11 protein-coding genes and 1 pseudogene are annotated in these 13243 nt (G+C 62.9%); 3 read left to right on the top strand and 9 right to left on the bottom strand.

All coding sequences use genetic code 11. The annotated features are described in order from the left end of the window. Positions 1-290 precede the first annotated feature (290 nt). Together HNQ60_RS06970 and HNQ60_RS06975 are read left to right on the top strand one after the other, a co-directional pair. The gene (locus tag HNQ60_RS06970) at positions 291-1307 is read left to right on the top strand and encodes a sugar kinase (RefSeq protein ID WP_184330325.1); all 1017 of its coding nucleotides are present in this window, start codon (positions 291-293) and stop codon (positions 1305-1307) included. Between the two features lie 106 nt (positions 1308-1413). Further along, the gene (locus HNQ60_RS06975) at positions 1414-2841 is read left to right on the top strand and encodes an aldehyde dehydrogenase family protein (protein WP_184330326.1); all 1428 of its coding nucleotides are present in this window, start codon (positions 1414-1416) and stop codon (positions 2839-2841) included. A 91-nt stretch (positions 2842-2932) separates the two neighbouring features. Here HNQ60_RS06975 and HNQ60_RS06980 read toward each other — a convergent pair whose 3' ends face one another. The 9 genes from HNQ60_RS06980 to HNQ60_RS07020 all read right to left on the bottom strand — a co-directional run bounded on the left by HNQ60_RS06980 (position 2933) and on the right by HNQ60_RS07020 (position 12523). Continuing rightward, entirely contained in the window at positions 2933-3655 is a 723-nt protein-coding gene (locus HNQ60_RS06980; protein WP_184330327.1) for a hypothetical protein, read from the bottom strand. A gap of 109 nt (positions 3656-3764) precedes the next feature. Then, positions 3765-4277, bottom strand: coding sequence for an LEA type 2 family protein (locus HNQ60_RS06985; RefSeq protein ID WP_246433484.1), 513 nt, complete (start codon positions 4275-4277; stop codon positions 3765-3767). 52 nt (positions 4278-4329) lie between these two features. Further along, entirely contained in the window at positions 4330-5433 is a 1104-nt protein-coding gene (locus tag HNQ60_RS06990; RefSeq protein WP_184330328.1) for a CaiB/BaiF CoA transferase family protein, read from the bottom strand. 101 nt (positions 5434-5534) lie between these two features. After that, complete coding sequence (locus HNQ60_RS06995; RefSeq protein ID WP_184330329.1) at positions 5535-6857, bottom strand: DUF1214 domain-containing protein; 1323 nt, start codon at positions 6855-6857, stop codon at positions 5535-5537. A gap of 139 nt (positions 6858-6996) precedes the next feature. After that, complete coding sequence (locus HNQ60_RS07000) at positions 6997-9129, bottom strand: malate synthase G (protein ID WP_184330330.1); 2133 nt, start codon at positions 9127-9129, stop codon at positions 6997-6999. Positions 9130-9302: 173 nt separating this feature from the next. After that, positions 9303-10127, bottom strand: a complete 825-nt coding sequence (locus tag HNQ60_RS07005) for a GTP cyclohydrolase II (RefSeq protein ID WP_184330331.1) — start codon at positions 10125-10127, stop codon at positions 9303-9305. Between the two features lie 61 nt (positions 10128-10188). Next, a complete protein-coding gene (locus HNQ60_RS07010; RefSeq protein WP_184330332.1) occupies positions 10189-10536 on the bottom strand; it encodes a DUF3325 domain-containing protein in 348 nt (115 codons plus the stop codon). Then, on the bottom strand, positions 10529-12205 hold the full coding sequence (locus HNQ60_RS07015; protein ID WP_184330333.1) for a PepSY-associated TM helix domain-containing protein: 1677 nt from the start codon (positions 12203-12205) through the stop codon (positions 10529-10531). Before HNQ60_RS07015 ends, HNQ60_RS07010 begins: the two co-directional genes overlap by 8 nt. Before the next feature lie 15 nt (positions 12206-12220). Then, entirely contained in the window at positions 12221-12523 is a 303-nt protein-coding gene (locus HNQ60_RS07020) for an iron uptake protein (protein WP_184330334.1), read from the bottom strand. A 134-nt stretch (positions 12524-12657) separates the two neighbouring features. Between HNQ60_RS07020 and HNQ60_RS07025 the strand changes: the two are divergent. Further along, a pseudogene (locus HNQ60_RS07025) lies at positions 12658-13195 on the top strand (glycosyltransferase family 2 protein); the annotation flags it as partial. Between the last annotated feature and the right edge of the window lie 48 nt (positions 13196-13243).

The raw sequence follows: 13243 nt of genomic DNA on the forward strand, positions 1-13243 counted from the left end.
GCCAGCAACTCAGCGCTCGTTCCCCCGCACCGCGCCGCTTGGACGGCGCACTCTCTCGAACCAGGAAATCTGTCTTTCTTGACACCGGTAGCATGAAGCCACGACGCTATGAATGACACCGGTGACAATCACAGGCTAGCAGAGCACCATACGGCCGGCAAGACTGCATCTTTGGTGAATGTGCAACACGGTTTGCAATTCCCCGATGATGCGCCGCAAGAAATCGGCCGGATCTGTTGCATCGCCGCCAACATCACCGGCCTTCCGTGTTTCGGGGTAATTTCGTGCTCATGACCAGATCCATCCTTTGTTTTGGTGAAGTGCTGCTGCGGCTCTCCGCGCCAGGAAAGCAACTCCTCCTGCAGACCGGAGGACTCGAGGCGCATGTGGGCGGTGCGGAAGCGAACGTCGCTGTTTCGCTGAGCCGCTTCGGCCACAAGGCCGCAGTGGTGACGAGCCTGCCGGACAACGCGCTCGGTCACGCGTGCGTAGGCGAATTGCGTCGTCATGGCGTCGATACCGATCCGGTACGGTTCCGCGATGCGCGGATGGGCCTGTACTTCCTGACGCATGGTGCGGGGCAACGTCCGGCGGAAGTGCTGTATGACCGCGCGCAATCAGCGTTCGCCACAGCGCCCGCTGACAGTTACGACTGGGAAACGCTGCTGAAGGACACTCAGTGGCTGCACGTGTCTGGCATCACGCCCGCAGTCAGCACGGAAGGTGCTGACTCCGCGCTTCGCGCGGTGAAAGCCGCGCGCGCAGCAAACGTCAAAATTTCATTCGACTGCAATTTCCGCGCGCGACTGTGGGGGTCCCGTTCACCGCAAGCGCCCGGGATCCTGAGCGAGATCTGCCAGTACGCCGATCTCATCTTCGGCGACGATCGCGACATCGCCTTCATGCTGGGCTTCAAGTCCGATGATGCGAACGCGACTGAACGGCGTCGCAGGGCCGCGGCCATGGCTTTCGAAACATTCAGATCGCTGAAGTGGATCGCCTACACCGAACGCACTCGCCACAGCGTCGATACGCAGCAGCTCGCCGGTACGCTGCACTCGGCGAAGGAAGTGTTCACCACGCGTCCCTATCCGCTGCAGGGCATCGTGGATCGCATCGGCGCGGGAGATGCGTTCGCCGCAGGCATCCTGCATGGCCTTCTCAAAGGGATGACGCCGCAAGGCACCGTCGACTTCGCTACGGCCGCCGGATGCCTGAAACACACTGTGCCCGGGGACTTCAATCTGCTCGGCGTGAGTGACGTCGAACTGTTCCTTTCCGAAGTGCAGACCGACGTCCGTCGCTGACAAATTCGTCCTGACCGACGAGGCGCGGGACCCGTGCCTCTGACGTATCATCCGCCTCCCGTTTGCAGCAATTGCAGGCGCCTGTTCCACAGGCTCCGGAGGCCTCATGTACGACTTCAGAAAGTTCTTCATCGACGGCGCATGGGTCGCGCCTGCCGGACGCCGCGAGCACGACGTCATCAATCCGGCCACCGAGGAATCGGTGGGCAAAATCCTGCTGGGAGCACCGGAAGACGTGGATGCCGCAGTGAAGGCCGCGCGCCGCGCGTTCGAGAGCTTTTCTCAAACGTCGCGTGAGGAAAAGATCGCACTCTTCGAGCGCATCATTAAAGTTTTCCAATCGAATATGCCCCGCCTCGCCAAGGCGATCTCGGACGAGATGGGCGCGCCGATGAAGCTCGCGCTGAACGCGCAGGCCGGCAGTGGCCTCGGCCACTTCGCGACGACCCTCGCTGTCCTCAAGGACTTCGAATTCGAAGAGCAGCTGGGCAACACACGCATCACGCGCGAGCCCATCGGCGTATGCGGTCTGATCACGCCGTGGAACTGGCCGATCAACCAGATCGGCTGCAAGGTCGCGCCGGCACTCGCCGCGGGATGCACCGTTGTCCTGAAGCCGAGCGAAATCGCTCCGCTGAGCGCACACGTCTTCGCGGAAATCCTCGAGGAAGCCGGCGTGCCGAAGGGCGTGTTCAACATGGTCGATGGCGACGGCCCGGGTGTCGGCGAAGCGATCTCGCGCCATCCCGATATCGACATGGTCTCTTTCACCGGCTCGACGCGCGCGGGCGTGCTCGTTGCAAAAGCCGCTGCGGACACTGTGAAGCGCGTGTCGCAGGAACTCGGCGGCAAGTCCGCCAACATCATTCTCGAAGACGCCGACCTCAATGCGGCAATCAAGACTGGCGTCGTTTCGATGATGGCCAACACCGGCCAGTCCTGTAACGCACCGTCACGCATGCTCGTGCCGGCGAAGCTTTACGACGAAGCAGTGAAGATCGCGAAGGCCGTCGCAGAGAAGCCTGTGGTCGGCGATCCGAAAGCGGACAGCACGACGATGGGACCGGTCGCGAACAAGACCCAGTTCGACAAGATCCAGCGCCTGCTGCAGAAGGGCGTCGAAGAAGGCGCGACCGTCGTGATCGGCGGTCCGGGCCGACCCGCGGGGCTCGACAAGGGTTATTTCATCAAGCCGACGATCTTCTCCAACGTGAACAACGAAATGACGATCGCACGCGAAGAGATCTTCGGACCTGTGCTCGTCATGATTCCGTACAAGAGCGAAGAAGAGGCCGTCGCGATCGCGAACGATACGGTCTATGGACTCTCAGGCTACGTCTATTCCGGAAACACGGACAACGCCCGGCGCATCGCCCGCAAGCTGCGTGCCGGCATGGTCCACATCAACGGCGCACCGACCGACATCAACGCTCCGTTCGGCGGTTACAAGCAGTCCGGCAACGGACGCGAATGGGGCCGCGAGGGATTGAAGGAATTCCTCGAGACGAAGGCGATGCTGGGCTACGGGACCTGAACTATCGTCACTCCCGCGCAGGCGGGAGTCCATGCCTTGATCCGGATGGATTCCCGCTTTCGCGGGAATGACGGCAGCAGCGGAGAGTGCGCTATCTGATCGGCCCGCTCTCCGGATCCGGCGCTGGCGGCGGCGCCGACATCCGATCGTAGATCCGGCGCACCTTGATGCCGGACAGGATCGTGTCGCCGCCCCACGCGAGCACCGATTCGATCTGATCTGTCTTCTTGAGCCAGCGATACTTTTCGGTCACGCGCGGACCGCCACGCGCGCGACGCTCGATCACGAACCACTGGCCATCCCAGCCGACGTCCGAATCCGCGAGCGCTCCCTGCGGCATCGAGACCTGGCTCTGCGTTCCAGCATCGAACCGCCGCGCATCGACGGCGGACACGATGTCGATCTTCGTACCTGCCTGCGTGATGCTCATCGTGTCGCTGATGTTCAGCATCCGACGCAACTCATCGACGAAACGATTGCGTGCACGCTGCATTTGCGGCTGTGGCGGAGGCGTGGGCTGCTGCTCTGCGTCCTCTGATGGCGGCGGCGGAAGTGGCATGCCGATCGGAGGAATACCGAGCGGATCGATTTCCCGCGCGCGTCGCAGCCATTTCTCACGCTGCTTGCGTTCGTCCGCGAGTCGCTCCTGCAGCAGCGCTTCCGCGTCGTCGCTCAACGCGGCGTTGATCTTCCAGTGCCCGGTCAGATCCACGCCAGCGGGAGCTGCACCCTTGTAGGCCGCCAAGGACGGCGTCGCCGGGAGGAAGAGAATGCTCGCGACGATCAGTACGACGCGGATGCATGACGGCTTCATCGAGTACTGCGCTCCCGTCAGCGGCCGTGTCCGCATCCGGGCAACGCAAGCCGTGACTTCAGGTGCCTATCTGACCCGATGACCGCGGTACGCGCAACGTCGCCGATGTTTATGTCGCGTTTGGCGCCGTTGCAGCCGGCATGTCGAACTCGCCCTTGGTCGAAAAACGGGTGGCTCCGAATCCCGAGCCGCTCAGCTTGCCCTTCATTTCGTACTGGATTTTTCCGGGACCCGCGCCGCCCTGAAGCATGCCGATTGCCTGCCTGACCATACGGAAGGCGGAGATCGTCATCGGCACGGCAATCACTGACTCGCCGAAGCGCGGTACGCTGCCGCTCTCATCGCTGACGCCGCTCGCGAAGGTCTTGTCCTGGACCTCCATCTCGAGCGCCACGCCGTTGTAGTTCACAGGCGAATCGTTGGGATTCTGGACGCGCAGCTTGACGAGCAACCGCAGTTCCATGCCCTGCCCTTCCAGCGGTTCGATGCCCGCGACGGTGACCTGCAGCGGATCACGCCCCTGCAGGCTTGCGCAGCCCTGCAGCAACGCAACCACGAGAACGAACAGCACGACGGCATGGCGACGATGCATGACGAACACCTCCGGGTCAGGCAGCGTCATTCTCCCTGAATCGGCGTGGCAATCGTCCGTATCGACACTTACGGATCAGAGCCTACCGCGACGTCCATCGCTGCAATACCGCCGATACATCTGGTTCGCGCCGCATGGGCCTGGGTGTTGCCGCGGGCGTCTCCGAGAATCGCGGTGCCGGACTGGTTTGCAAAACGCCGTCCGCGTTCGAATAGACACCGCGCTCGGCCATGTGCGGATGAACCGACGCTTCTTCCGGCGTCAGAACCGGTGCGAAGCAAGCATCGGTGCCTTCCAGCAATGCGCACCACTCGGCGCGCGTACGTTGCGCAAAGAGCTCCGAGAACTTCGCGCGCAGCTCCGGCCACGTCCGACGCTGATAGCCGTTGGCGAATGAAGGATCCCCGGCAAGACCCAGCTTCGTCAGCAGCAGCTGATAGAACTTCGGCTCGAGACTGCCGACCGAAATGAAATGCCCGTCAGCGCAGCGATAGGTCGAATACCAGTGAGGACCATCGAGCAGGCTGGCCCCTCGCTCACTGACGAGTTGGCCGCTGGGCCGCAGGCCCAATATCAGATTCAGCATGTGCGCGCTGCCATCGACGATCGCGGCGTCGACGATCTGGCCACGCCCAGTGGCGCGCGCACTCATCACTGCCGAAAGCAGACCGATGGCGAGATAGAGCGCACCTCCGCCGATATCGCCGATGAGTGTCGGTGGCGCGAGCGGCGGGGTCCCAGGCTGACCCGAATACCAAAGCGCACCTGACAGCGCGATGTAGTTGAGGTCGTGACCCGCGACCGGCGCCAGCGGGCCCGTCTGCCCCCAGCCCGTCATGCGTCCGTAGACGAGCCGCGGATTGCGCCCGATACAAACGTCCGGCCCCAGCCCCAGACGTTCCATCACACCGGGACGCATCCCTTCGATCAATGCATCGCACTGTGCCGCGAGCGAGAGCACAGCTTCGACCCCTTCGGGCTTCTTGAGATCGACGACCACCGATCGCTTGCCGCGATTGAAGATCGCCTGCGGTCCCCTGCCTTGCGCTTCCGCCTCGATCCGCTCGACGACAACGACATCCGCTCCCAGGTCGGCGAGCAGCATGCCGCAGAAGGGACCCGGACCGATGCCGGCTACTTCGAGCACACGCAGACCCGCGAGCGGGCCTCGTTGATCAGCACTCATCGATGAGACCTCGGACAGCCATGACACGGCAGGATGCCAGTTTCCGCAGCGGAGTTCCCTCGTCCTATAAGAGGATATTTCCGACGGCGCGATGCCTGCCTTCAGGGCCTGGCAGTCAGCGGCGGCGGAAAATAAGTGCCCTGCACCACATCCTCGGCAGGCACATGGAACCGTAGATTGAGGTTGTAGCGCTTGCCCGCGGCCGTCGGCAGCCAGTTGGACTTCGCGATCCCATCCGGCAGCGTCGGCGCGAAAGCAATCGTGAGCGAGCCATCCGGATTGGGTTGCAAACGCGCGCTGTCGCCCAGCGAGAATCGGTTCAGATCATTGCCGATCACCTGGCGCGTCTCGGCATCGAGCACCATGACCGACCATCCTTGACTCGCCTTGGCGGAGGGCGGCGAGTCGGCATCGAACGTCTGCACGTACGCCTGACTTCCATCGAGCTTCTGATTCCCGAAGAACGTGACCTCGGTGTTGACGTTCGCCCACAGCGCGGCGAAGTTCATCATCGTCCGCCTGCGATAGTCGCTGCCGTAGTTGCCCGCTACCGCGGGATGCGACCAACCCTTCGACTTCGGACCTGGCGTCGCCAGCAATTCCTTCAACGTGGGCCAGCCTTCCTTCTCGATCCCCTCGCGAACGCGTTGCCGATGCACCTCCGCCTTCGCGAGTTCGGCGACTTTCGCGACCTGCGCACGAATCGACTCCATGCCGGCATTGATGTCCGGTTCGTCCGTCAGAATCTGCTGCGCCTGATCGAACAGCTCGACTCCCGGCAGCGCCTCGTCCGTGAAGAGCGGCACCTGGATGAACGACGGCGCCGCAATCTCCGCCGGGGCAGTGAGCTTGAACTGCTGCTGCAGACGCCGCGCGGTCGACGGATCAGAACCCAAACCGACGCGGGCAATAGCGCGAACCGATTTCACGGGCAGGTCGATGCGTCGCGCTCCATCGGGCGCTACAGCCGCGCTGTCTTTCAGGCACAGCGCGAACTTTCCGTGCGGCTGATCAGGAAACGTCCGCTCGTTGATGTTCACGAGCGTCTCGCCCCAGCCATTCACCATGTGCCATGTGTAGTAACGCTTGGTGATGCTGGGTACTTCGAGCAGGACGCAATGACGTTCGTCGACGGCGATCCACGCTTCCGAGTACGCGACGTCTAGCTCCGGCGATGACTGTGTCGTCTCTCCCGGTGTGCGGTGAACCAGCTGATTCCATTGGAACCCGCCCTGCTCGAAATCCAGGCGTTGCTGCCGCAGGACGAGGGCACGCCCTAGCAGATAGAGGTAGGCATCGCCGATTTCGTAAGGCGCCATCGCCGGGAGCGCCGCGACCGGGTCGGCGGGAGGCTGCTTTCCGCAGGCACTGAGAGACAGGATTGCAATGGCGACGGCCATCGCGCACGTGCGATCGAGTGGCATGTCTGTGTCCGGGATCCGCGTACGTCGTGCAGACGAATGGCCGCAGTCTACGCGCTCGCGGTCGCGGGCCGACAGGCGCGCACGGAATCGGCTTTGCGCGGGAATGACCGAGTGGTCACTCCCGCGCAGGGATGGCGGATTACTTCGCCTTGGCTTCGGCGCGGAAACGATGCAACAGCGGCTCCGTGTAGCCGTTCGGTTGCGCAACGCCTTCGACGATCAATGCACGTGCGGCGGCGAATGCCAGGTTGCCGGAAAGATTCGGCGCCATCGGACGATAGAGCGGATCACCTGCATTCTGGGTGTCGACCTTCGCAGCCATGCGCTGCAAGGCTGCGTCTACCTGTTCGATCGTGCACGCACCGTGCAGAAGCCAGTTGGCGATGTGTTGCGAGGAGATGCGCAGCGTCGCGCGATCTTCCATCAGTCCGATGTCGTGAATGTCAGGCACCTTCGAACAGCCGATCCCCTGGTCGATCCAGCGCACGACATAGCCGAGGATGCCCTGCGCATTGTTATCGAGCTCTTCGCGGATTTCTTCGGCTGTGAACTTCTGCCCCGAGTGCACCGGCACCGTGAGCAGCAGGTCGAGAGACGGAGTCGGCCGGTTCGCCAGCTCCTTCTGACGCGCGAACACATCGATCGAGTGATAGTGCAGAGCGTGCAGCGTCGCTGCGGTCGGGCTTGGAACCCACGCTGTCGAAGCGCCAGCCTGCGGATGTGCGATCTTCTGTTCGAGCATGTCCGCCATCCGATCGGGCGCTGCCCACATGCCCTTGCCGATCTGGCCGACGCCCGCGAGCCCGCACGAGAGTCCAATGTTCACGTTGCGATCCTCGTAGGCCTTGATCCAGGTCGACGATTTCATCGAACCCTTGCGGATCATCGGGCCGGCCTGCATCGACGTGTGCATTTCATCGCCGGTGCGATCGAGGAAGCCCGTGTTGATGAACACGATGCGATCCTTCACTGCTTCGATACACGCCGCGAGATTTGCCGACGTGCGACGCTCTTCGTCCATCAAGCCCAGTTTCAGTGTGTGACGCGCAAGCCCGAGCACATCTTCGACGGCATCGAACAGGCGATTCGCGAAGGCGGCCTCCTTCGGGCCATGCATCTTCGGCTTTACGATGTAGATCGATCCCTGCCGGCTGTTGCGATGGCGGCCGAGGCTCTTCAGATCGTGCACACCGATGAGCGAAGTCACGAGCGCATCGACAATACCTTCCGGCGCCTGCGACCCGTCCGCGAGCAGCACCGCCGGCGTCGTCATGAGATGTCCCACGTTGCGCACGAACAGCAGCGAGCGACCGGGCAACGTGAACGCGGCGCCGTTCGGCGCGAGCCACTTGCGATCGTCATCGAGCTTGCGCGTCACCTGGCGGCTGCCCTTCATGAACGTCGCCTCGAGATCGCCGCGCATCAGGCCGAGCCAGTTCGAATACGCAGCGACTTTGTCGTCCGCGTCGACAGCCGCAACGGAGTCCTCCAGGTCCACGATCGTCGTCAGCGCCGCCTCGAGAATCACGTCCGCAACGCCGGCGGGATCATCCTTGCCGATAGGATGCTGGCGATCGATGACGATTTCGATGCCGAGTCCGTGATGTCGCAGCAGCACGGCAGAGGGATTCGCGGGATCGCCGCGATAGCCAGCAAACAGGGAAGGATTCGCCAGCGCGGGTGAAAGGGCTCCGTTCACGACGGACCACTGCTTCACATCGGCATAGCTGCCGCTCGCGAGCGGCACCGATTGATCGAGGAATGCGCGAGCGCGTGCAATCACTTTCGCGCCGCGCTCGGCATCGTAGCCACCGGGCTTCGCCGTGCCCGGTAGAGCATCGGTGCCGTAGAACGCATCGTAGAGACTGCCCCATCGCGCATTCGCTGCGTTGAGCACGAAGCGATCGTTGAGTGACGGCACGACCAACTGCGCACCCGCCATGCGCGCCACTTCATCGTCGACGTTCCGACTGCCGACACGGAAAGGCGCGGGCTCTGGAGTGAGATAGCCCAGGTCGCGCAGCAGGGCCTGATACTTCGCTCCGTCGATGGGACCGCGATTCGCCTTGTGCCATTCATCGAGCCGCGCCTGAATGCGATCGCGTTCCGCGAGCAACGAGCGGTTCTCCGGTGCGAGGCGGTTCAATACGTCGGCGAAGCCTTTCCAGAAGTGATCGGCGGTGATACCGGTGCCTGGAAGCGCACGCTTTTCGATGAAGGTGGCGAGAGGTGCGGCGACGGAAATCCCTGCACGGGCGAGCATCTCGGTCATACGAATATCCCACTCCGGAACGCTGAAGGTATGCGGCGCGAAGCCAGTAAACTTAAGGCCCGGCGCAACGCGCGGGGCATTATGGGATGGTTCGTGCCCCTCGCCTATCCTCTCGCGGAGGCGTGATTCATATGAAATGAATATGGCAGGAGAGACCAGCTAGCCGGCTCCGCCTACTCATCGCCACCGATTTCGCTGGGATCCAGCGTGTGCCCCCAGGTCCGCTTCGCGTCGAGGTAGCGGCGGTTTGCTGCCGTGACCCCGGTGACGTGCTTCTCCGCGTGGATTTGATGCAGTCCGCCCTTCTGCAGGTCCGCAAGCTTGCGCGGGTTGTTGCTCATCAGCCGGACGGGACGGTCGCCTCGCAGATACAGAAGAATCGTGGCCGCGTCGGAGAAATCGCGGCTGTCGTCAGGCAGGCCGAGTGAGCGGTTGGCCTGATAGGTGTCCTGGCCGCAGTCCTGCAGCACGTACGTGACCGCCTTGGCCCACAGTCCGATGCCGCGCCCTTCGTGTCCGCTCATATATATGACGGCGCCCGTTCCTTCGGCATCGATTCGCTGAAACGCGCGCTCGAGTTGCGGTCCACATTCGCATCGCTTCGAACCGAACACATCGCCAGTCAGGCAGCACGAGTGCACGCGAACCAGCGGGCTCTCCGCACCGCGGAAATCGCCGAGCACGAGGACACTGTTGACGGACATGCTGTTGGACAACACGGAGAACAGGTGCTGCTTGCCCTCGCCGCGGAGCGAGTCGGCAATGCGATTTGCCTCCTGCAATTCCGTGTGGCGAACGAACGCGTACCATTGGAACGTGCGCTGCTCGCCGCCTATATCGATGGGCAGGGGAATCGGACCCAGCACGTTGAGGATGACGCCCTGCTTGAGGTCGGGCACCTCATTCGGATCGAGCGCGTTGCCCTGGGCGTCGATGCGGATCAGCTTCTGCTCAGCGACGAGACGAGCACGAACGGTGGGATCGATGTATGCGAACATCGCTGGATTCTAACCGGCGCACGCCGGCCGGCGACACCGGGCTTACGGCTACATTCCCGAATCAGGAACTTGCGCCGACGCCCGCTCGCGGAACATTGGGAATCCATGCGACGAGCGGCGCAAGCACGCGCGGGCGCCAGGACAGCGTGAACGTCACGATCAGCGCAGCCAGCGCGAGCAACATCACCCAGACGAGCGATGCCATCGAACCGTGATCGACCTTGAGACACAGCGATAGCGAAACGCCCAGCGCAACGACGGCGAGTACCCGCAGCATGCGCTTCACGCCGATCGTCTGAATCGATGTCTCGCGCACTTGCTGCCAATGCACATCCATCGCCAGCGCGAGCCAGCTGAAACTCAGGATGCAGCAGATCGCAGCGACGGCGAGCAGCGCCGGATCACGCATGCGCCGCCTCCGCTCCGCCCGATGATGTCTCCCGCTGTTCGATCGCGCCGATCTCGCGCAGTCGCAGACGACGCGCAGCGAACACAGCCAGCGCAGCAGCCGCCAACAGCGCCAGATCGAAGCCGGCGACTGGCCAGTAGGCCTCGCCAAGCGTCTTCAACAAGTGATCGCCAGTCGTGATCCAGTTGAGGACCACAGCGCCGACCGCAAGCACTGCGATGGCCCAGCACTGCTCACGCCAGGCAGGAGAAATGCGCGCCTGCTGTACCGGTGCGCTGCGAATTGCGGCGTGAACGAAGGCCGCAAGCCACGACAACCAGAACACGCTTTCCTCCCAGAATCCGCGATCCGGAAGGTCTGTCGGCAGCAGTCGGTTGCCGACCAGCATGCCTGCCGCAGCGATCACGATGCCCGTGACCGTCGACACGGCGACCGCGTCGGCCCAGCGTGCACCGCTGCTGCCGGATTTCGCGTGAGCGCGCTTGCGCTTCTCGACGAAGAAGATGAAGCCGGTCGCGATGCAGACGCAGCCCGCGAGTCCGCCGAGCACGTAGAGCCAACGAAGCATCCAGTGCTTGAAGTGTTGCAGATGCAGGCCCGTCATGAAGTCCGTCACGCCTTCGACGGCACTTGGCGGCGGATCTTCGCGAATGATTTCGCCTGTCGATCCCTTGAAATGAATGCCCTGGCCGGTCAGCGTCACGCGATCGGTGCCGGCGCGGTAGATGCTCACGTAGCTGTTCGCGTCGCCGATGTGATTCACGGCGAGGAAGCCGACCTCGCCGGTCATGTCCCGTGCGGCCCAGCGACGCTTCGCTTCGACGACCATCGCGTCGACTGACGCCAGCGGTGCAGGTACGCCGGCAGGATCGAATGCGAGCCCCGTGGCGGCTGCCTCCTCCTGAGCCTGCTTGAGCGCGACGTCTTCGAACATCGTTTCGCCGACCGGCAGGTAGATGCTGGCGAAGACGATCAATCCCGTCAGTGCGAAAAAGAAATGAAACGGCAGCGCGACGACGCCGGTGAGATTGTGCAGATCGAGCGCACTGCGCTGCGCCTGTTTGTTCGGCCTGAACGTAAAGAACTCGCGGAAGATCTTGCGATGCATGACCACGCCGCTCACCAGCGCCGCGAGCATCACGAGAGCTGCGAAGCCGACGATCCAGTAGCCGAGGTTCGCCCAATGCAGATGCAGGCTGTAGTGCAGCGGGTAGAAGAATTCGCTGCCGATCTTGAGCTGCTCATCGGACAGCTGCGCGCCCGAACGCGGATCGATCGTGATGTAGCCGTGTACGTGATCGCGCGGATCGTCCGGGTTATTCGTGATCGCGTACTCAGAGAACATCATGAGCACGGGATCGCGATGCGTCGTGTAGGCGCTGTAGCCCATCACCGGCTTCGATTCAGGCAACGGCCCGCCGACGCGATCCCGCGCCGCATCGAGCTCTTCTTCCAGCGGCTCCATCTTCTCGAAGATCGGCAGCAGCATCTTGTCGAAAGACGGCAGCACCTGCGGCTCGAAGCGCGTCTCGGGAATCGCCCAGCGGTCGATCTCCCGATCGAACACCGACAGCGCACCGAAGAAGAAGCACACCATCAGCACATAGCCGATGACCAGGCCGAACCAGGTATGCAGCCACGTCATCGACATTCGAAACGACTGGAACATCAGGCTCTCCGCGGTTCAGGCGATCGATCGCAGCAGCAGCCACGCGCCACCGGTCATCACTGCTCCGCCGCCCGCGAGGACGAGCCAGACGCGCGCGATGCTGGCCGTGACGAACGACCAGCAGAAAGCGACCAGGAAGACGACAAAGGCCAGGAGGTAAAGCAACGTCCGCGCCTCGTCGTACGGCATCCCCGTCGCGATACCCAACGCAATCCCTAACGTCGTGAATCCCCAGACAAAAAGCCAGCCGCCGCCGACCGCGCCGATGATGCGCAGGGCGATATGAAGGGGGCTCAGGGAAGGCGCTGAGGCACTCATGAGATCAGGAGGAGAACCGCGGGAGGCAAATGATAACGATTCTCAACTATAAACGGTTGGCTGGGGAGGCCACAACCGCGCCATGCGGGTTCCGGCGTTTGCTGTGGGCCCGGCTTCAGCCGGACTCATGCGAAGCGATGCTGCAGACGCCGCACCACTTCTTCTCGCCCGATCCGTTCGAACGCAACCTCGGCACGTTCAAGCGAGTACCGAACGAGGGCAATCTTTTCTACGGACTGATCCAGGACGGCAACGACCTATGGAACTCCGCCCTCTTCTGCGGCTCGTGCGCAGTGCTGCGGCGAGGTCCGCTCGAGGAAGTCGGCGGCATCGCCGTCGAGACCGTGACCGAAGATGCTCATACCGCGCTCAAGATGCATCGGCGCGGTTACACGACCGCCTATCTACGCGAAGTGCTGGCGGGTGGACTTGCCACGGAAAGTCTGTCCAGTCACATCGGCCAGCGCATTCGCTGGGCGCGCGGCATGGCTCAGATCTTCCGACTCGACAATCCGTTCCTGGGCAAGGGACTCAACTTCTTTCAGCGGCTCTGTTACTCGAACGCGATGCTGCACTTCTTCTCCGGCATTCCGCGGCTTGTGTTTCTGACGGCACCGCTGGCTTATCTGTTCTTCGAGTTCCACATCATCAACGCGTCCGCCGTCGGGCTCGAGGTCTGGGCAGCGGTGCCCTTCCGGACCTGTCCCGGTCGCAGCAACT

Origin of the sequence: Povalibacter uvarum (assembly GCF_014202975.1) — a bacterium.
GTDB lineage: Bacteria > Pseudomonadota > Gammaproteobacteria > Steroidobacterales > Steroidobacteraceae > Steroidobacter > Steroidobacter uvarum.

Coding starts and splice junctions, on each gene's coding strand:
- HNQ60_RS06970 (WP_184330325.1), top strand. CDS start 291: ATGACCAGATCCATCCTTTGTTTTGGTGAAGTGCTGCTGCGGCTCTCC.
- HNQ60_RS06975 (WP_184330326.1), top strand. CDS start 1,414: ATGTACGACTTCAGAAAGTTCTTCATCGACGGCGCATGGGTCGCGCCT.
- HNQ60_RS06980 (WP_184330327.1), bottom strand. CDS start 3,655: ATGAAGCCGTCATGCATCCGCGTCGTACTGATCGTCGCGAGCATTCTC.
- HNQ60_RS06985 (WP_246433484.1), bottom strand. CDS start 4,277: ATGACGCTGCCTGACCCGGAGGTGTTCGTCATGCATCGTCGCCATGCC.
- HNQ60_RS06990 (WP_184330328.1), bottom strand. CDS start 5,433: ATGAGTGCTGATCAACGAGGCCCGCTCGCGGGTCTGCGTGTGCTCGAA.
- HNQ60_RS06995 (WP_184330329.1), bottom strand. CDS start 6,857: ATGCCACTCGATCGCACGTGCGCGATGGCCGTCGCCATTGCAATCCTG.
- HNQ60_RS07000 (WP_184330330.1), bottom strand. CDS start 9,129: ATGACCGAGATGCTCGCCCGTGCAGGGATTTCCGTCGCCGCACCTCTC.
- HNQ60_RS07005 (WP_184330331.1), bottom strand. CDS start 10,127: ATGTTCGCATACATCGATCCCACCGTTCGTGCTCGTCTCGTCGCTGAG.
- HNQ60_RS07010 (WP_184330332.1), bottom strand. CDS start 10,536: ATGCGTGATCCGGCGCTGCTCGCCGTCGCTGCGATCTGCTGCATCCTG.
- HNQ60_RS07015 (WP_184330333.1), bottom strand. CDS start 12,205: ATGTTCCAGTCGTTTCGAATGTCGATGACGTGGCTGCATACCTGGTTC.
- HNQ60_RS07020 (WP_184330334.1), bottom strand. CDS start 12,523: ATGAGTGCCTCAGCGCCTTCCCTGAGCCCCCTTCATATCGCCCTGCGC.